Origin of the sequence: Ensifer soli (assembly GCF_041928815.1) — a bacterium.
In the GTDB taxonomy this organism is placed as follows: Bacteria; Pseudomonadota; Alphaproteobacteria; order Rhizobiales; family Rhizobiaceae; genus JBHFEI01.
Genome location: NZ_JBHFEI010000005.1, coordinates 43,665 through 62,618 on the forward strand (window position 1 = coordinate 43,665; position 18,954 = coordinate 62,618).

The following is an 18,954-nucleotide window of genomic DNA, read 5'->3' on the forward strand; positions in this document are numbered from 1 at the left end:
TTTGCCTTGAATTGGGAATCTGCTGCGTTTTTTGCCGGCCTGCAGCGGGGCTAGATCAGCCCGAAGACATAGGCGAGCGGCAGCGCGGCGAGCACCGTCTGCACGAGGAGAATCGCTCCGGTTGCAAGGCCGGCGGAGCGGTCGGACATCATGGACAGGATGCGCGAGAAGACGCCGAGGGCGAGCGCGGCGCCGAGTGCCAGATAGACCATCGGCTGGGCGAGGAAGACGGCGGCGAGCGCAAACCCGGCATGGGTGCCGCCGACGAGCGAGCGCGCCTCGGCGAGCCCGCGCCTTGTTTCGCCGCGAAGGTCGAGGCCGAGCAGGCGCAGCGTCGTGCCGGGAAACAGCATCATCCCGAGGCCGAAAAGCGCGGTGGCGAGCGCAGCCGAAAAGGCGAGGAATTCTCCCTGATCGGTCGGAATATAGAAATCCATCGGCGTCTCCCTGCGGGCTGCGGGCCGCGCCCCGGCGTCTTAGCCCATTGCGCTTCGTGTTTGTATCTTATCCGCGGCCCGGCTCATAAAAAGCTCTGCGGGTCGATGTCGACCTGCACCTGCACCGAGCCGCGCGGCTTCGGCCCCTTGCCAATCATCGTACGGAGAAATCCCTGCATGTCGCTGCCGCGCCGGCCGTGCACCAGCAGGCGGAAGCGGTGCCGGCCGCGGATCAGCGCGAGCGGCGCCTCCGCCGGTCCGAGCACGGAGATCCCCGCGACCGCCGGCGCCGCCTGCCTGAGGCCGCGCCCGTGCCCTTCCGCCTCGCCACGGCTGTCGGCGGAGACGATCACCGAGGCGAGGCGGCCGAAGGGCGGCAGCAGCGCCCGTTCCCGCTCGGCGATCTCGCGCTCGTAGAAGGTCTCCCGGTCGCCGGAGACGATCGCCTGCATCACCGGATGCTGCGGCTGGTAGGTCTGCAACAGGCCGAGACTCTTGAGCCCGGTGCGGCCCGCCCGGCCGGTGACCTGGCTCAGGAGCTGGAAGGTGCGCTCGGCGGCGCGCGGATCGCCGCTCGCAAGGCCGAGATCGGCATCGACGATGCCGACCAGCGTCATGTTGGGAAAGTTGTGGCCCTTGGCCACGAGCTGCGTGCCGATGACGATGTCCGCCTCGCCCTTCGCGATCGCCTCCAGTTCCAGCCGCAGTCGCTTCACCCCCATCAGGTCGGAGGACAGCACGATGGTGCGGGCGTCGGGAAAATGGCTCTCCACCTCCTCGGCGATCCTTTCGACACCGGGACCGCAGGCAGCGAGGTGATCGAAGGTGCCGCATTCCGGGCAATGGTCCGGCGTCTTTTCCGCATGGCCGCAATGATGGCACTGGATCTGGCCGCGAAAGCGGTGTTCGACCAGCCAGCTCGAACAGTCGGGGCACTGGAAACGGTGGCCGCAGACGCGGCAGAGCGTCAGCGGCGCATAGCCGCGCCGGTTGAGGAAGAGCAGCGCCTGCTCGCCGCGCCCGACCGCGGCGCCGATCTGCCGGATCAGGACGGGCGAGAGAAAGCCGCCGCGCGCCGGCGGGTGGCGGCGCATGTCGACGAGGCCGAGTTCGGGCAGCGCCGCATCGGCGAAGCGCGTCGGCAGGTGGATCGGCCGGTAGCGCCCCTGCTCGCCGTTCACCCGGCTTTCGACCGACGGCGTCGCGGAGACGAGCACGACCGGGATTTTGGCGATGCGCCCACGCACCACCGCCATGTCGCGCGCATTGTAGAAGACGCGGTCCTCCTGCTTGTAGGCGGGATCGTGCTCCTCGTCGACGACGATCAGGCCGAGCCGGTCGAAGGGGAGGAAGAGGGCGGAGCGGGCGCCGGCGACCACCCGCACCTCGCCCGTTACCACGCCGCGCCAGACCTTCTCCCGCATGCGCGGAGGAAGGTCCGAGTGCCACTCGCCGGGCCTGGCGCCGAACCGGTCGTGGAAGCGCTCGAGGAAGCTCGCGGTCAGGGCGATCTCCGGCAGCAGGATCAGCACCTGCCGGCCCCGCCGCAGCGTCTCGGCGATCGCCTCGAAATAGACCTCCGTCTTGCCCGAGCCTGTGACGCCGTCGATCAGCGACGCGGAGAAACCGTCCTCCCGGACGGCGGAGACGAGGGCGTCGGCGGCCTCCTGCTGCAGCGGCGCGAGGCGCGGCGCCGCATAGGCGGGGTCGGGCGGCGCCACCACCGGCGGCGGCGGCAGGAAGACCCGCTCGAACAGCCCCTGCGCCGAAAGCCCGTCGACGACGCTCGACGACACGCCGGCCGCATGGGCGAGCCCGCTGCGCGTCCAGGCGACATCCGCCTCTCCCGCCAGATCGAGGACGCGGGCGCGGGCGGGCGTCATTCGCGCCGGCGCGCCGCCGAGGAACCGCAGCGCCTCGACCATCGGCTCCGGATCGAGCGCGGCCGGCGCGCGCACCGCCATGCGGGCGACGAGGCCGGGCGGAGACAGGGTGTAGCTCGCCACCCAGTCGACGAAACGCCGCATCTCCGCCGTGAGCGGCGGGCAGTCGAAGGCGAGCGTGACCGGCCGGAGCTTCTTCGGATCGACGGCGCTTTCCCCGTCTTGGTCCCAGACGACACCGATCACCTGGCGCGGGCCGACCGGGACCTGCACCACCGAGCCGGGCTCGACATGCATGCCCTCGGGCACGACATAGCTGTAGGGACCGGCGACCGGCAGCGGCACCAGGACGGGCACCACGGCGGATGCCGCCCGTGCTGCGGCCTCCGCGCCGAAAAGATCGATCGAATCCATGCCCATCGGCCGCGACCATGCCCCGCATCGGTCAAAAAGGGAACCCCGCCGAGCGTTCGGCAGGACCCATATGGGGAGGCTTGCCGCACCGCTCCAGAGGCAGGATCACTCCTCCTCGCCGTCGAGCGCTCCGGTCAGCCGGAGGCCCTCGATCGAGGTCGCCCCGTCCTCGCGGATCACCCGGCGCGGGCGCAGGCCGGTGCGGCGCGCGACCGCCGCCGCCAGCCGCTCCGAATGGGTGACGATCCAGATCTGGCTCGACCGGCCGGCGGTCGCGATCATGTCGGCGAGCGGCTCGAGCATGTCCGGATGCAGGCTCGCCTCCGGCTCGTTGAGCGCGATCAGCGGCGGCTGGCGATAGGAGAGCAGTGCGCCGGCGAGGCCGAGAAAGCGGATCTGGCCGTCGGAAAGCTCGCGCGGATCGAAGATCCGCCGGGGAAACTCCGGCAGGACCAGGCCGAAGCGGGCCTGCTCGTCGGGATCGGGCACATGGAGCCGCGCGCCGCCGAGCGCCGCGGCGATCGCCCGGTCGAGCTCGACCGTATCCTCGCGGATGTGCACCAGCGTGGCGAAGACGGCGGCGAGATTGCCGCCATCCGCATCGAGAAGCGGCGCCGTCACCGCGAGGCAGGGACGCCGGAGCGGCGAGGCCGGATCGCTGCGGAAGCCGTGATAGAAGCGCCAGCCGCCGACCAGCCGGCGAAAGGCGCCGATCTCCGGAAAGCGGCCGGCATCGCCGAGCAGCGCCATCGCCGTCTCCGAGAGCATCGCCTGCCCGGGATAGAGCGCCATGCGGCCGCGCTCGTCGCGCGCCTCGATCGCCGGTCCGGCCCGCTTCATCATCACCACGGGCCTGGCACCGGAGACGATGGAGAAGGTCTCCGCCTTGATCTGCGGCTCGAAGGCGAAACCGGCGCCGAGCGGCGGGCGCAGCCCCGCCTCGACCCGGTAGCGATAGGCGACCGCCTGTTCCTCGTCGAGCAACTCGACCTCGAGCCGGATGCGCACAGGCTTTCCGTCGTCGCGGCGCGGGCCGGTCCACAGCACCGACGCCATGCCGCCCTCCGCCGCGATCTCGCGCGCGAGCATGCCGCCGGCCGCCGCCTGGACGAGCTGGAGCGCCCGGTAGAGATTGGACTTGCCGACGCCGTTCTCGCCGACGAAGAGGGTGATGCCGCCAAGATCCATGCGGATCGCGCGGAGCGAACGGTAATTGGCGGCGTACAGGGAGCGGAGCCTCATCCGCTCCTTCCTACAGCATTCCGCGCCGGTCAGGAACCGCGGGAGAAGGCGGCATCGGCGTTCGTCGCGAGCGCCGCCACGGTGTGATGCTCCAGCGCCCGCGTCACTTGGGCGACGTCGCCGTCGAGCGCCTCGGGCGCGATCATCCGCCCGATCGTGATGTCGAAGCGGTCACCCGTCTTGTTGAGAAGTTCGTGGAACACCGTCATGTCGCGCAGTTCCGTGTTCCAGCGGGCAAGCCAGTAGAAAAGCCCGGAATTGCGCGCGCGCATGTGCACCGGCAGCACCGGCAGGCCGTATTTGCGGGCGAAGCCGACGGCGGAGCCCTTCCACGGCCGCTCGTTCAGCCGACCGTCCGCCCAATAGGCGATGCGGCCGGAGGGAAAGAGCACCGTCGCCTTGCCCTCGCCGATCGCCCGGTTGGTCACCGCAAGCGTCTCGCGGGCCTTCAGCTTGGTCTTGTGCTCCTCGCGCCATTCGACCGGGATCACCATCTCGACGAGGCGCGGATTGACCCGGACCGCGTCGCGGTTGGCGAAGAACATCATGTCCGGGCGGCGCGTCTTCAGGAGATCGAAGAGCGCGATGCCGTCGGCGATGCCGGTCGGATGGTTGGCGACGAGAAGGAAGCCGCCGCGCTCCGGAATGTGCTCCGGGCGATCGACGCGGATGTCGAGCGAGAGGATGCGGCTTACATGCTCGAAGGCCTGGAAGCCCGGCATGTTGGCGACGGCGTCGGCGAATTCGACCGCGCGGTCGTAGTGGAGCATCGCATGGAGGAACGGGCGCAGCAGCGGCCAGAGCGGGTGGTGGACGATCTTCCTGCCGCGCTCGGCGATCAGCGTGTCGACGATGTGTCCGGGGCGGCCCTGGCTGACCCGCGCGAGGCGATGGGACCATCCGGTCGCGGTGAAATGTCGAGTCATGGAAATGCATCCGCCTGTTTGGCCGGGACAGTCGCAGGCGAACATGATCGGACAATGACAGGCGTCTTAACCGGGCGAAAAGCCCTGCCGCGTCATAGTTCCCCGTCACTCTGGAGAACACGCGTGAACGATATCCTGATCATCGGCGATGCGGAACTGATGGAGCGGCGCCGCCAGTGGCTGGACAGCCTCGCCGGCGAGCGGCGGCTCGCCGCCCTGACGCTCGATGCCTATGAGCGCGACACGCGGCAGTTCCTCGCCTTCCTCACCGGCCATCTCGGCGCGCCGGCGACGCTTGCCGATATCGCGACGCTGCGACCGGCCGACCTGCGCGGCTTCCTCGCCAGCCGAAGGAAGGACGGTGCCGGCGCCCGCACGCTCGGGCGCGGCCTGGCGGGTCTGCGCTCCTTCCTCCGGCACCTGGAGCGCAAGGGGCTGGCGAACGCGACCGGCGCTGCGGCCGTGCGCGCGCCGCGCCAGCCGAAATCGCTGCCGAAGCCCCTGACCGACCGCGAGGCGCTCGGCGTCGTCACCGCGGACGCCCAGCTTGCCGAGGAACCCTGGATCCGCGCCCGCGACGCCGCCGTGCTGACGCTGCTCTATGGCTGCGGCCTGCGGATCTCCGAGGCGCTCGGCCTGACGCCGAAGGATTTTTCCGGGGACCCGACCGCGCTCCACGTCACCGGCAAGGGCGGCAAGACACGCCTCGTTCCGCTGATCGCCCCGGTGATCGCCGCCGTCGAAGCGTATCGCCGGCTCGCGCCGTTCCGCCCCGATCCGGAGACCCCCCTTTTTCGCGGCGCGCGCGGCGGTCCGCTGCAGCCGGCGATCGTCCAGCGGGCGATGCAGCGGCTGCGCGGCGCGCTCGGCCTGCCGGAGACGGCGACGCCGCATGCCTTGCGCCATTCCTTCGCCACCCATCTTCTGGCCGGCGGCGGCGACCTGCGCACGATCCAGGAACTGCTCGGCCATGCGAGCCTGTCGACGACGCAGATCTATACCGGCGTCGATTCAGCCCGCCTCCTCGACATCTATGACCGCGCCCATCCGCGCGCCTGATCGGCGATGCGCGTTAACCATGGCACTTAACCAAGCCGAGAGGCGGCGGCGCTAGAGTGTGTCAGGGATACAATCAACCTGACAGACCCTCGGGTCGGAAGAAGACGCAGCGGGGAGCAACGAGATGATGGTGAAAACCGGAGCCGAGCTGGCGCGGCAGGTCGGCGAGCGGGCGGCGGAAGGCCTTCTCTGGCTGCTCGCCGGGCTGCATGTCGCCGCCTTGACGCTGCTCTTCGTCACGCTCGTGCTCACCCGTCCCGCCCATGCGGAGACGCCCGCCTGCGGCGGCCGCGACCTGATGGCGGAATTCGCCAGGACGGCACCGCAGACGATCGAATCGATGCGCAGGGAAGCCGCGGCGATCCCGAACGGCAAGGGCGTGTTCTGGAAGATCGAGAAACCCGGCGTTGCGCCCTCCTACCTGCTCGGCACCATGCATGTGACGGATCCGCGCGTGCTCGCCATGCCAAAGGGCGCGCCGGCCGCCTTTGACGCGGCCGGCACGGTCGTCGTCGAATCCGACGAGATCGTCGACGACAGGAAGGCGGCGGCGGCGATGCTGACGCGCCCCGACCTGACAATGTTCACCGATGGCCGCACGATCGAGGATTTCCTCAAGCCCGGGGAAAAGGATGCATTGGAAGCGGGTCTGAAGCAGCGCGGCATCCCGCTGGCGCTCGTTGCCAAGATGAAGCCGTGGATCATTGCGAGCTTCGTCGCGATGCCGGCCTGCGAGACGAGCCGCAAGGCGGCCGGCGCCTCTTTCCTCGACAAGCGGCTCGCCGAGGATGCACTGAAACAGGGCAAGCAGCTGAAGGGTCTCGAAACGCTCGCCGAGCAGCTGGAGGCGATGAACGCGCTGGCGCCGGAATTTCACCTCAGCGCCTTGATCGAGACGCTGGCGCTCGGCGACACGATCGCCGACGTGATGGAGACGACCTCGCTCCTCTATCTGTCCGGCGAGACCGGCATGATCATGCCGATGATGAAAGCCGTGTCACAGGAGAAGACAGGCGACACGGCGGCGGCCTCGACGGCCTTCGAGCAGAAGATCATCACCGAACGCAACCACACGATGGCGACGCGCGCGGCGCCGATCCTCGACGCCGGAAATGCGTTCATCGCCATCGGCGCGCTGCACCTGCCCGGCAGGGAAGGCGTGATCGAGCTGCTACGCGCCGACGGCTACACGGTGACGGCGGTCGACTGAGGAGCCAGCCCCGTCGCTACCGGCCGCTGGTCATTCGCCGGAGCACGTCGGTCTTCCAGTAGAAATGGTGCACGAGCGCTGCGGCGACATGCACGACGATCAGCACCCACATCAGCGACTTCAGCGGCCCGGCATGCAGGAAACCGGCGGTGTCGTTGTCGAAGTAGTACTTGCCGATCCCGGCGAGCGGCATCAGCACGAACAGGGCGTAGAAGGTCCAGTGCGCCACCGTCGAGGCGAGGCGAAGAACCGGCGGCTCTTCCGCCGGCGCCGGCGGCACGCCCTGCACCAGCCGCAGACAGAGACGGACGAGGGCAAGGACCAGAACGGCGATCCCCACATAGGCATGCAGGTTGGCGGCCGAGGCCTGGTCCGGCGTCAGCGGCTCGCCACGATCGGTCATGCGGTCCCAGACCTCGATGCCGTCGGAGAAGATCAGGTTGAACAGGATGAGCAGCGCCATCGCCCAGTGAAGCGCGCGCTGCGGGATCGAATAGGCGGTGGCGGAAAGCGTCGTCATCGGTCATGCCTCCGGTGGTTCGGGATGGGGCATGGCGGATCATGCGGTGCTGCGGCCTGAAGGACAAGCCGCAGATTTCCCTATTGCCAGAGCATTTCCGGTCAGGTCCGGCTCGGATGTGACGCGCGGACAATGCGTGAAAACGGAGAGACAGAGTGTCTCCGGTGAACCAGTGTCCGCCGGAGAGGCTCTAAAACATCCTCGTCACATATGGATCGGCTTGAAGAAGGTCGCGAGTGCGGCCTCCTTGACCGCTTCCGACATGGTCGGATGGGCGTGGCAGGTGCGGCCGAGATCCTCGGACGCGCCGCCGAACTCCATCAGGACGGCGATCTCGTGGATCATCTCGCCGGCGCCGAAGCCGACGATATGGCCGCCGAGCACCCGGTCCGTGTCCCTGTCGGCAAGGATTTTGACGAAGCCGTCGGTCGCCAGCATGGCGCGGGCACGGCCATTGGCCGAGAAGGGAAACTTGCCGACCTTGTAGGCGACGCCCGCCGCCTTCAGCTCCTCCTCGGTCTTTCCGACCGAGGCGACCTCGGGCTGGGTATAGACGACGCCCGGAATGACATCGTAATTCACATGGCCGGCCTGGCCGGCGAGGATCTCGGCCAGCGCCACGCCCTCGTCCTCGGCCTTGTGGGCGAGCATCGGCCCGCGCACGACGTCGCCGATCGCATAGACGCCCGGGATGCTGGTACGGAAATGGCCATCGATTTCGACCCGCCCGCGTGCGTCCAGCGCGACGCCCGCCTCCTTGAGCCCCGCGCCGTCGGTGTAGGGCCGGCGGCCGGTGGCGATCAGCACCGTGTCGGCCTCGATCGTCACGGCATCGCCGCCCTTGACCGGCTCGTAGGTCACCTTCGCGCCGCTTTCCGTCTTCTCGACCGCCGTTACCTTGGCGCCGAGGCGGAAATCGAAACCCTGCTTGCCGAGGATGCGCTGGAACTGTTTCGACACCTCGCCGTCCATGCCGCCGAGGATCGCATCGAGATATTCGACGACGGTGACGTTGGCGCCGAGGCGCGACCAGACCGAGCCGAGTTCCAGCCCGATGACGCCGCCGCCGACGACGATCAGCGTGCCCGGCACCTTCTCCAGCGCGATACCGCCGGTGGACGAGACGATCACCTTCTCGTCGATCTCAACGGGAACACCCGGAATGCCGGCAACGTCGGAGCCGGTGGCGACGACGATGCTCTTCGCCTCGACGACCTGCTCTGCGCCCTTATCATCGGTGACGGAGACGCGGCCCTCGCCGAGAACCTTGCCGGTGCCGGTGAAGATGTCGATCTTGTTCTTCTTGAACAGATAGGCGACGCCGTCGACATTCGACTTCACCACCGCGTCCTTGTGGGCGAGCATGGCCGGCAGGTTCAGCGTCGGAGGCTGAACCTCGATGCCGAGGCCGGAGAGCCCGTGCGCCACATGGGCGAACTGTTCGGAAGCATGCAGCAGTGCCTTCGAGGGAATGCAGCCGATGTTGAGGCAGGTGCCGCCGAGCGTCGCGCGCTTCTCGACCACCGCCGTCTTCAGCCCGAGTTGCGCCGCCTTCAAGGCGCAGACATAGCCGCCGGGGCCGCTGCCGATGACGATCACATCATATGCCATTTCCTGTCCTTCCCTTGACCGAGAGCATGTCGAGCCGGAGCGGGTAGCTTCGGCGTCGGACAATGCGGCAAAAACGAAAGGCCGCCGCGCGGTTCACGCGGCACAGCCCTTCAATATGAACACGTCGCCGGGCTCGGCCGTCGCCCTGCCCGGCGCAAAAACATGCGACGCCATCAGCGCGCGGGAGAGATCCGGCAGCAGCACCTGCGCCGCCGCTTCGCCCGTTCCGAGAAAACCGACCGCGCCGTCGCTGCCGACGGCATAGACCACGCCCTCCCAGACGCGGCACGCGTCGAGCTCCGCCCCGGTCGCATCGCCTTCGGGACAATCGAAAAGCAGGGCGCCCTCGGGGCGCTCCGGCATCCCGCCCGCGATGACATGGCCATCCAGCACCACCGTGCCGGCGGAATCACCGAGGCGGAAGAGATGGCTGGTGACGGCTGACGCCGACCCGACCGGCCGGAAGGCGATTCCGTAGCGGCCGGCCGCATCGGCATAGAGCGCGCGCGCCTGCGGGCAGCCGCCGGGACCGGCGGCGACAGCCGGTCCGGCAAAACACGCCAACGCGACGGCAAGCACGATCCGCATCAGCCGGCCCTCTGCGCCGCGAGCTTGAGGCCGAGCAGGATGAACACCATCCCGCTTACGCGGTTGATCCAGCGGCTGGCGCGGGAGAAGACGGCGCGCATCCGCGGCGTGGTCATGAACAGGCTGACGCCGACGAACCAGAGGATCAGCGACAGCGCCATCACCAGGCCATAGCCGAACTTGACCGCGATCGGCGTCCCGGCCGAGACCACGGTGGAAAAGATCGACAGGAAGAAGAACACGGCCTTCGGGTTCAGCGCATTGGCGGCAAAACCGAGCCCGAAGGCTTTCGCCGCCGATTGCCCGGTGTGGACGCCGTCGGGCGCGTCGTCCACCGACAGGTCCGCCCTGCCGGCCCTGATCGAGGCGATGCCGAGATAGACGAGATAGGCGACGCCGCACCACTTGACGATGTTGAAGAGGTAGATCGACTGCGAGATGATCAGCCCGAGGCCGAGGATCGTGTAGGTGACGTGCAGCATCAGCGCCGAGCCGACGCCGATCGACGTCACGATCGCCGCGCGCCGGCCGTTGACGATCGATTGGCGCAGCACCATGGCGAAATCGGCACCCGGCGCGACGATGGCGAAGGAGAAGATCGCCATCAGCGATGCGAGTTCGATCAGATAGGCATGCATCGAGATCCCTCCCCGGCCCGCGGGATGCGCCGGGCGAACGGCGAACACTCTCGGGCGAAACCGGCATCCGCCGGCAGGCTCCGGGACATGTCCGGCGAAGACGCGATCACCGGGCATGTCCCCTTTTTAGTCTGGCCTTACCGGCCGCGAACGCTCTGGAGCATGTCCAGCCGAAGCGGGATCGCTTCGGCGTCGGACGATGCGGCAGACACAAAAGGACAGAGACCTTCGGTGAGCTGGCGTCCACCGAACGTCCTCTAGAACAGAAGCGCCAGAAACATCGCCAACAGCCCCGCCAGCGAGGCGAGCCAGACCAGCGAACGGATATAGGGAATGCCGGCGAGATAGAGCGGCACGTAGACGATCCGCGCGGCAAACCAGAGCCAGGCTCCGGCAAGCGCCCATCCGCCGGGCTCGCCGGCAATGGCGAGCGCGAGCGCCAGCCCGACAAAGGCCGGATAGGTCTCGCGGAAATTCGCCGAGGCGCGGGCCGCGCGCCCTGCGAGCGCGCCGCTCGGCGCCTTGTCCCCGTCGCGCGGGCCGGCGTTCCAGGCCGAGCCCAGCTCGCGCGTCGCCAGCATGCCCTGCAGCATGACATGCGCCATCAGGAGCACGACGCTCCAGCCGACGAGCGGCAGGAAGGGCGATACGCGAATGGCGGCGTCCATGTGATGCGCTCCGCTTAGAGGTCGAGAACGAGGCGTTCCGGATCCTCGAGGCTCTCCTTGACCCGGACGAGGAAGGTGACCGCTTCCTTGCCGTCGACGATGCGGTGGTCGTAGGAGAGCGCGAGGTACATCATCGGACGGATGACGATCTGGCCGCCGACGACGACCGGGCGCTCCTGGATCTTGTGCATGCCGAGAATGCCGGACTGCGGCGCGTTGAGGATCGGCGAGGACATCAGCGAGCCGTAGACGCCGCCGTTCGAGATGGTGAAGGTGCCGCCCTGCATGTCGGCCATCGAGAGCTGGCCGTCGCGCGCGGCCTTGCCGAGGCGGCCGATCTCCTTCTCGATCGCGGCGATCGACATCTGGTCGGCATCGCGCACGATCGGCACGACGAGGCCCTTGTCGGTGCCGACGGCGACGCCGATGTGACAATAGTTCTTGTAGATGATGTCGGTGCCGTCGATCTCGGCGTTGACCGCCGGCAGTTCCTTCAGCGCATGGGTAACGGCCTTGGTGAAGAAGCCCATGAAGCCGAGCTTCACGCCGTGCTTCTTCTCGAAGATATCCTTGTAGCGGCCGCGCAGGTCCATCACCGCCGACATGTCGACCTCGTTGTAGGTCGTGAGCATCGCGGCGGTGTTCTGCGCGTCCTTCAGGCGCTTGGCGATCGTCTGGCGCAGGCGGGTCATCTTCACCCGCTCCTCGCGACCCGAATCCTCCGTGGTCGAGGGCGCGCGCGCCTGGACCTTGGCGGGCTCGGCGACGGCCTGCGCCGGCGCGGCGGCACTGCGGGTGACGGCGGCGAGCACGTCGCCCTTCAGCACCTGGCCACGCTTGCCGGAGCCGTCGACGTCGCCGGCGGCGACGTTGTTCTCCGCCATCAGCTTGGCGGCGGCCGGCGCCGGCGGCATGGAGGAGGCGGCGGGAGCGGGAGCGGCGGCCGGAGCCGGCTCCGCAGCCTTTGCCGGCGCTTCGGCCGGAGCGGCCGCCGCACCGGCGCCGCCCTCGGCGATCTGGCCGAGCAGAGCGCCGAGGCCGACCGTATCGCCGGCATTGGCGACGATCTCGGAGAGCACGCCCGAGGCGGGCGAGGGAACTTCGATCGTCACCTTGTCGGTCTCGAGCTCGACGATCGGCTCATCGGCCTTGACCGTGTCGCCGGCCTTCTTGAACCACTTGCCGATGGTGGCTTCGCTGACGGATTCGCCGAGGGTGGGAACGCGGATGTCTGTGGTCATGTCGTTTCAGGTCCGTTGATCTGGGGCGAGCGCGATGCCTGCGGCGGATCAGCCGCCGAGGGCATCCTCGAGGAAGGCGTTGAGCTGGGCGATATGCTTCGACATCAGGCCGGTCGCCGTCGAGGCGGAGGCCGGACGGCCGGTGTAGCGGACCCGCTGGTACTTGGCGTCGATATGGGCGAGCACCCATTCGAGATAGGGGTCGATGAAAGACCAGGCGCCCATGTTCTTCGGCTCCTCCTGGCACCAGACCATCTCGGCATGGCGGAAGCGCGACAGCTCGTTGATCAGCGCCTTGGCCGGGAACGGATAGAGCTGCTCGACGCGCAGCAGGTAGATGTCGTCGATGCCGCGCTTCTCGCGCTCCTCGAGCAGGTCGTAATAGACCTTGCCGGAGCAGAGCACGACGCGGCGGATCTTCGCATCCTTCTGCAGCTTGATCGGCCCGTCCTTGACCATTTCCGCATCGTCCCACAGCAGGCGGTGGAACGAGCTTTCGCCGGCCATTTCCGACAGCGACGAGACGGCGCGCTTGTGGCGCAACAGCGACTTCGGCGTCATCAGGATCAGCGGCTTGCGGAAGTCGCGCTTCACCTGCCGGCGCAGGATATGGAAATAGTTCGCCGGCGTGGTGACGTTCGCCACCTGCATGTTGTCTTCCGCGCAGAGCTGCAGGAAGCGTTCGAGGCGGGCGGAGGAATGCTCCGGCCCCTGCCCCTCATAGCCGTGCGGCAGCAGGCAGACGAGACCGGACATGCGCAGCCACTTGCGCTCGCCCGACGAGATGAACTGGTCGAAGACGACCTGCGCGCCATTGGCGAAATCGCCGAACTGGGCTTCCCAGAGCGTCAGCGCGTTCGGCCGTGCGAGCGAATAGCCGTATTCGAAGCCGAGCACGGCCTCCTCCGAGAGCATCGAGTTGATGACCTCGTAGCGCGCCTGGGTCGGCGAGAGGTTGGCGAGCGGGATGTAGCGCTCCTCGGTCTCCTGGTCGTAGAGGACGGAATGGCGCTGCGAGAAGGTGCCGCGCTCGCAGTCCTGGCCGGAAAGCCGGATCTTGTGGCCCTCGACGCAGAGCGAACCGAAGGCGAGCGCCTCGGCCATCGCCCAGTCGATGCCCTCGCCGGTCTCGACCATCTGCATGCGGTTTTCCATGAAGCGCTGGATGGTGCGGTGCGCCTTGAACCCGTCGGGGATCGTCGCGATCTTGCGGCCGATCTCCTTCAGCGACTTCATCGGCATCGAGGTCTTGCCGCGACGCTGTTCGTCCTGATTGTCGGCGACGCGCAGGCCCGACCAGGCGCCGTCCAGCCAGTCGGCCTTGTTCGGCTTGTAGGACTGGCCGGCCTCGAACTCCTGCTCGAGCCGCGCGCGCCAGTCACCCTTCATTTTTTCCAGTTCGCCGACCGAGAGCAGCCCTTCTGCGACCAGCCGCTCGCCATAGATCGTCGCGACCGACTTGTGGGCGCGGATGACCTTGTACATCTTCGGCTGGGTGAAGGAGGGCTCGTCGCCTTCGTTGTGGCCGAAGCGGCGGTAGCAGAACATGTCGATGACGACCGGCGTGTGGAACTTCATCCGGAATTCGGTGGCGATCTTGGCGGCATAGACGACCGCCTCCGGATCGTCGCCGTTGACGTGGAAGATCGGTGCCTCGATCATCTTCGCCACGTCCGAGGGATAGGGCGAGGAGCGCGAGAAGGCCGGATTGGTGGTGAAGCCGATCTGGTTGTTGATGATGACATGCACCGTGCCGGCGACGCGGTGGCCGCGCAGGCCGGAGAGGCCGAGGATTTCGGAGGTGACGCCCTGGCCGGCAAAGGCGGCGTCGCCGTGCAGCAGCAGCGGCATGACCTTGGCGCGCTCGCGCAGCGGGATGATGTCGCCCTCGTAGACGGTGGCGATCTGGTCCTGCTTGGCGCGGGCCTTGCCCATCACCACCGGATTGACGATCTCGAGATGGGACGGGTTCGCCGTCAGCGACAGATGCACCTTGTTGCTGTCGAACTCGCGGTCGGAGGAGGCGCCGAGATGGTACTTGACGTCGCCCGAACCTTCGACGTCGTCGGGCGCGTAGGAGCCGCCCTTGAACTCGTGGAAGACGGCGCGGTGCGGCTTGCCCATGACGTTGGTCAGCACGTTGAGGCGCCCGCGATGGGCCATGCCGAGGACGATTTCCTTCAGGCCGAGCTGGCCGCCGCGCTTGATGATCTGTTCCAGCGCCGGGATCAGCGATTCGCCGCCGTCGAGGCCGAAGCGCTTGGTGCCCTTGTACTTGACGTCGATGAACTGCTCGAAGCCTTCCGCCTCGATCAGCTTCTGCAGGATCGCCTTCTTGCCCTCGGGCGTGAAATCGACGCCCTTGTCCGGGCCCTCGATCCGCTCCTGTATCCAGCCCTTGATCTCCGGATTGGAGATATGCATGAACTCGACGCCGAGCGTCGAGCAATAGGTGCGCTCGAGCAGCTCGATCATCTCGCGCACGGTCGCGTATTCGAGGCCGAGAACGTTGTCGATGAAGATCTTGCGGTCGAGATCGGCGTCGGTGAAGCCGTAGTTCGACGGCGAAAGCTCGTGATAGTCCTCGACCGGGGCGGCGATGCCGAGCGGGTCGAGCTTGGCATGGAGGTGGCCGCGCATGCGATAGGCGCGGATCATCATGATGGCGCGCACGGAGTCACGGGCGGCGCGCTGGATCTCCTCGGGGCTCGCCGCGGCGGCGACGGGGCCGGCCGCGGCCTTCGCCTCGATCTTCTTCGCGACGGCCTTCTCGACCGCCGCCGGCCAGTTGCCGTCGAGCGCCGAGACGAGTTCGCCATTCGCCGCGATCGGCCAGTTGGCCCGCTTCCACGAGGCCCCCTCGGCCGCCTTCACCACATCGGCCGGAACGTCCTGGAGGCCGCGGAAGAACGCCGCCCATTCCGCCGAGACGGATGCCGGATCCTTTTCGTAACGTGCCTGGAGCTGCTCGATATAGGCAGCGTTCGCGCCGTCGAGGAACGACGTCAACTGAAACTGCTCGTTGGCCTCTTGCCTGGTCATGGTCTCTCGCGAGCGTGCCGCGCCCGCCTCCTGCCTTGTGGTTGTGCCGGGCGTGCCCCGGACGGCGTTTCCTGCCCTTGTGGTCTCGTCTTAACGGCGGGTCTGCAGCGCCCGGCGCCGCCTTCGGCATCCGGGACGCTGCATCCTGCCGTCCTGTCTTTTCCGTCTTCCCCCGAGCCTGCGGCCCGGCCGGGGAAGACTGCCTGCGATTCGTGCCGCGAGCATGGCGACCGGACGGCCATGCCCGCCTTATATGGCGTCTGCGGGGGCGAACGACACCCCCGGAGGCGCCGCGATCAGCCCTTCAGCACCTCGACCAGCGTCTTGCCGAGGCGCGCCGGGGACGGCGAGACGCGGATGCCGGCCGATTCCATCGCCGCGATCTTGTCCTCGGCCCCGCCCTTGCCGCCGGAAATGACGGCGCCGGCATGGCCCATGGTGCGGCCCGGAGGGGCGGTGCGGCCGGCGATGAAGCCGACCATCGGCTTCTTGCGGCCCTTCTTCGCCTCGTCCTTCAGGAACTGCGCCGCGTCTTCCTCGGCCGAGCCGCCGATCTCGCCGATCATGATGATCGACTGGGTCGCCGCGTCGGCGAGGAACATCTCGAGCACGTCGATGAACTCGGTGCCCTTGACCGGATCGCCGCCGATGCCGACGGCCGTCGTCTGGCCGAGGCCCTCATTCGAGGTCTGGAACACCGCCTCGTAGGTGAGCGTGCCGGAGCGCGACAGCACGCCGACCGAGCCCTTGCGGAAGATGTTGCCCGGCATGATGCCGATCTTGCACTCGTCCGGCGTCAGCACGCCCGGGCAGTTCGGCCCGATGAGGCGCGAGGACGACCGGGCGAGCCGCGCCTTGACCTTGACCATGTCCTCGACCGGGATGCCCTCGGTGATGCAGACGATCAGCGGGATCTCCGCGTCGATCGCCTCGACGATCGCGGCGGCGGCACCGGCCGGCGGCACGTAGATCACCGAGGCATTGGCGCCGGTCGCGTCGCGGCCCTCGGCGACGGAGGCGAAGATCGGCAGGGTCTCGCCCTTGGCGCCGGTCCAGTTCGTGCCGCCCTTCGACGGATGGATGCCGCCGACCATCTGCGTGCCGTGATAGGCGAGCGCCTGCTCGGTGTGGAACGTGCCGGTCTTGCCGGTCAGGCCCTGGACGAGGACCTTGGTGTCTTTGTTGATCAGGATCGACATAAGGCTCAGGCCCCCTTCACGGCTGCGACGATCTTCTGCGCAGCGTCATCGAGGTCGTCGGCGGAAATGACGTTGAGACCCGATTCGTTGATGATCTTCTTGCCGAGCTCGACATTGGTGCCCTCGAGACGGACGACGAGCGGAACCTCAAGCCCCACCTCCTTGACCGCCGCGATCACGCCCTCGGCGATGATGTCGCATTTCATGATGCCGCCGAAGATGTTGACGAGGATGCCCTTCACCGCCGGATCGGCCGTGATGATCTTGAAGGCAGCCGTGACCTTTTCCTTGGAGGCGCCGCCGCCGACGTCGAGGAAGTTCGCCGGCTCAGCGCCGTAGAGCTTGATGATGTCCATCGTCGCCATGGCGAGACCGGCGCCGTTGACCATGCAGCCGATGTTGCCGTCGAGGGCGACATAGGCGAGGTCGTACTTGTGCGCCTCGATCTCCTTCTCGTCCTCCTCGGTGATGTCGCGCAGCGCCTGCACGTCCGGATGGCGGAAGAGCGCGTTGCCGTCGAAGGAGACCTTGGCGTCGAGCACGCGCAGGCGGCCGTTCTTCATCACGATCAGCGGGTTGACCTCGAGCAGGCTCATGTCCTTCTCGACGAAGGCCTTGTAGAGAATCGGGAACAGCGTCGCCGCGTCCGCCTTCGCCTCACCCTCGAGCTTCAGCGCGGCGGCAAGCGCCTCGACATCGGCGTCGGTGACGCCGGCCTCCGGATCGATCGCCACGGTGATGATCTTTTCCGGCGTGTCGTGGGCGACCGTCTCGATGTCCATGCCGCCTTCCGTCGAGACGACGAAGGCGACCCTGCCGACCGAGCGGTCGACGAGGATCGAGAGATAGAGCTCGCGGTCGATGTCGGCGCCGTCCTCGATGTAGAGGCGGTTCACCTGCTTGCCGGCCTCGCCGGTCTGCTTGGTGACGAGCGTATGCCCAAGCATCTCCTTCGCATGGGCCTTGGCCTCGTCGATCGAGAAGGCGAGGCGCACGCCGCCCTTGGCCTCGGGGCCGAGTTCCTTGAACTTGCCCTTGCCGCGGCCGCCGGCATGGATCTGGCTCTTGACGACGTAGAGGGGACCGGGCAGCGACTTCGCCGCCGCCTCCGCCTCGTCGGCGGAAAAGATCGCCACGCCCTCTGCGACGGGCGCGCCAAACCCCTTGAGCAGGGCCTTGGCCTGGTATTCATGAATGTTCATGGGATGATCCTGTGCTTCGGCGGGACGGTTACTTCAGGTTCGGCGCGATGCCGATGCAGGCCTCGCACAGGCCCTTGACGGCGCCGACCGACTTCTGGAAGGCCGCGTCCTCGGCCTCGTTCAGCTCGATCTCGACGATGCGCTCGACGCCGCCGGCGCCGATGACGACGGGAACGCCGACATACATGTCGCTGACGCCGTACTGGCCGGAGAGATAGGCGGCGCAGGGCAGCACGCGCTTCTTGTCCTTGAGGTAGGATTCGGCCATCTCGATGGCGGAGGCCGCCGGCGCGTAATAGGCCGAACCGGTCTTCAGCAGGCCGACGATCTCGGCGCCGCCGTCACGGGTGCGCTGGATGATCTCCTCCAGCCGCTCCTTGGTGACCCAGCCCATCTTGACGAGGTCGGTCAGCGGGATGCCGGCGATCGTCGAGTAGCGGGCGAGCGGCACCATCGTGTCGCCATGGCCGCCGAGCACGAAGGCGGTGACGTCCTGGACCGAGACGTTGAATTCCTGGCTGAGGAACAGGCGGAAGCGCGCCGAATCGAGCACGCCGGCCATGCCGACGACCTTGTTGGCCGGCAGGCCGGAGAACTTCTGCAGCGCCCAGACCATCGCGTCGAGCGGGTTGGTGATGCAGATGACGAAAGCGTCGGGGGCATATTTCTTGATGCCGGCGCCGACCTGTTCCATCACCTTCAGGTTGATGCCGAGCAGGTCGTCGCGGCTCATGCCGGGCTTGCGCGCCACGCCGGCGGTGACGATGCACACATCCGCGCCCTCGATCGCCGCATAGTCGCTGGCGCCGGTGAGGCTCGCGTTGAAGCCCTCGACCGGGGAGGACTGGGCGATGTCGAGGCCCTTGCCCTGGGGCACGCCGTCGGCGATGTCGAACAGGACGATGTCGCCGAGTTCCTTGAGGCCGGCGAGATGGGCGAGCGTTCCGCCGATCATGCCGGAGCCGATGAGTGCAATCTTGTTGCGCGCCATAAAGTCTATCCCTCTTGCGATCCATAATCGAGCGGGACTTCCGGCGCGGCCGACGCCCATCCCTCGGGCGCAAGGCATTAACC

Annotated in this window: 16 protein-coding genes; 2 read left to right on the top strand and 14 right to left on the bottom strand. The window is 67.8% G+C overall.

Going from position 1 to position 18,954, the window contains the following annotated elements; genetic code table 11:
- Positions 1–50: 50 nt before the first annotated feature.
- The 4 genes from ACEVQ6_RS09080 to ACEVQ6_RS09095 all read right to left on the bottom strand — a co-directional run bounded on the left by ACEVQ6_RS09080 (position 51) and on the right by ACEVQ6_RS09095 (position 4,902).
- Positions 51–437 carry an AGROH133_08824 family phage infection protein gene (locus ACEVQ6_RS09080; RefSeq protein WP_374888628.1) on the bottom strand — a complete coding sequence of 129 codons (387 nt, stop codon included), beginning with the start codon at positions 435–437 and terminating at the stop codon, positions 51–53.
- Between the two features lie 83 nt (positions 438–520).
- Entirely contained in the window at positions 521–2,740 is a 2,220-nt protein-coding gene (locus ACEVQ6_RS09085) for a primosomal protein N' (RefSeq protein WP_374888629.1), read from the bottom strand.
- Between the two features lie 99 nt (positions 2,741–2,839).
- Positions 2,840–3,976 carry an AAA family ATPase gene (locus ACEVQ6_RS09090; protein ID WP_374888630.1) on the bottom strand — a complete coding sequence of 379 codons (1,137 nt, stop codon included), beginning with the start codon at positions 3,974–3,976 and terminating at the stop codon, positions 2,840–2,842.
- A 29-nt stretch (positions 3,977–4,005) separates the two neighbouring features.
- A complete protein-coding gene (locus tag ACEVQ6_RS09095) occupies positions 4,006–4,902 on the bottom strand; it encodes a GNAT family N-acetyltransferase (RefSeq protein ID WP_374888631.1) in 897 nt (298 codons plus the stop codon).
- A gap of 123 nt (positions 4,903–5,025) precedes the next feature.
- Here ACEVQ6_RS09095 and ACEVQ6_RS09100 point away from each other — a divergent pair, with 123 nt between their 5' ends.
- Together ACEVQ6_RS09100 and ACEVQ6_RS09105 are read left to right on the top strand one after the other, a co-directional pair.
- Entirely contained in the window at positions 5,026–5,961 is a 936-nt protein-coding gene (locus ACEVQ6_RS09100) for a tyrosine recombinase XerC (RefSeq protein ID WP_374888632.1), read from the top strand.
- Positions 5,962–6,085: 124 nt separating this feature from the next.
- Positions 6,086–7,171 carry a TraB/GumN family protein gene (locus ACEVQ6_RS09105; RefSeq protein WP_374888633.1) on the top strand — a complete coding sequence of 362 codons (1,086 nt, stop codon included), beginning with the start codon at positions 6,086–6,088 and terminating at the stop codon, positions 7,169–7,171.
- A gap of 16 nt (positions 7,172–7,187) precedes the next feature.
- Here ACEVQ6_RS09105 and ACEVQ6_RS09110 read toward each other — a convergent pair whose 3' ends face one another.
- From ACEVQ6_RS09110 to mdh, 10 genes are all read right to left on the bottom strand, one after another.
- Positions 7,188–7,691, bottom strand: a complete 504-nt coding sequence (locus ACEVQ6_RS09110; protein WP_374888634.1) for a cytochrome b — start codon at positions 7,689–7,691, stop codon at positions 7,188–7,190.
- A 204-nt stretch (positions 7,692–7,895) separates the two neighbouring features.
- Positions 7,896–9,302, bottom strand: a complete 1,407-nt coding sequence (gene lpdA, locus ACEVQ6_RS09115) for a dihydrolipoyl dehydrogenase (protein WP_374888635.1) — start codon at positions 9,300–9,302, stop codon at positions 7,896–7,898.
- Between the two features lie 93 nt (positions 9,303–9,395).
- Positions 9,396–9,890 carry a hypothetical protein gene (locus ACEVQ6_RS09120; protein ID WP_374888636.1) on the bottom strand — a complete coding sequence of 165 codons (495 nt, stop codon included), beginning with the start codon at positions 9,888–9,890 and terminating at the stop codon, positions 9,396–9,398.
- On the bottom strand, positions 9,890–10,528 hold the full coding sequence (locus ACEVQ6_RS09125) for a LysE family translocator (RefSeq protein ID WP_374888637.1): 639 nt from the start codon (positions 10,526–10,528) through the stop codon (positions 9,890–9,892). Before ACEVQ6_RS09125 ends, ACEVQ6_RS09120 begins: the two co-directional genes overlap by 1 nt.
- Before the next feature lie 257 nt (positions 10,529–10,785).
- Positions 10,786–11,196 carry an MAPEG family protein gene (locus tag ACEVQ6_RS09130; RefSeq protein WP_374888638.1) on the bottom strand — a complete coding sequence of 137 codons (411 nt, stop codon included), beginning with the start codon at positions 11,194–11,196 and terminating at the stop codon, positions 10,786–10,788.
- A gap of 14 nt (positions 11,197–11,210) precedes the next feature.
- On the bottom strand, positions 11,211–12,437 hold the full coding sequence (odhB, locus tag ACEVQ6_RS09135; RefSeq protein WP_374888639.1) for a 2-oxoglutarate dehydrogenase complex dihydrolipoyllysine-residue succinyltransferase: 1,227 nt from the start codon (positions 12,435–12,437) through the stop codon (positions 11,211–11,213).
- 48 nt (positions 12,438–12,485) lie between these two features.
- Positions 12,486–15,479 carry a 2-oxoglutarate dehydrogenase E1 component gene (locus ACEVQ6_RS09140; RefSeq protein ID WP_374888640.1) on the bottom strand — a complete coding sequence of 998 codons (2,994 nt, stop codon included), beginning with the start codon at positions 15,477–15,479 and terminating at the stop codon, positions 12,486–12,488.
- Positions 15,480–15,775: 296 nt separating this feature from the next.
- Positions 15,776–16,678, bottom strand: a complete 903-nt coding sequence (gene sucD, locus ACEVQ6_RS09145) for a succinate--CoA ligase subunit alpha (protein WP_374888641.1) — start codon at positions 16,676–16,678, stop codon at positions 15,776–15,778.
- 5 nt (positions 16,679–16,683) lie between these two features.
- Positions 16,684–17,880, bottom strand: coding sequence for an ADP-forming succinate--CoA ligase subunit beta (gene sucC / locus ACEVQ6_RS09150; protein WP_374888642.1), 1,197 nt, complete (start codon positions 17,878–17,880; stop codon positions 16,684–16,686).
- A gap of 28 nt (positions 17,881–17,908) precedes the next feature.
- Positions 17,909–18,871, bottom strand: coding sequence for a malate dehydrogenase (mdh, locus tag ACEVQ6_RS09155; protein ID WP_374888643.1), 963 nt, complete (start codon positions 18,869–18,871; stop codon positions 17,909–17,911).
- Between the last annotated feature and the right edge of the window lie 83 nt (positions 18,872–18,954).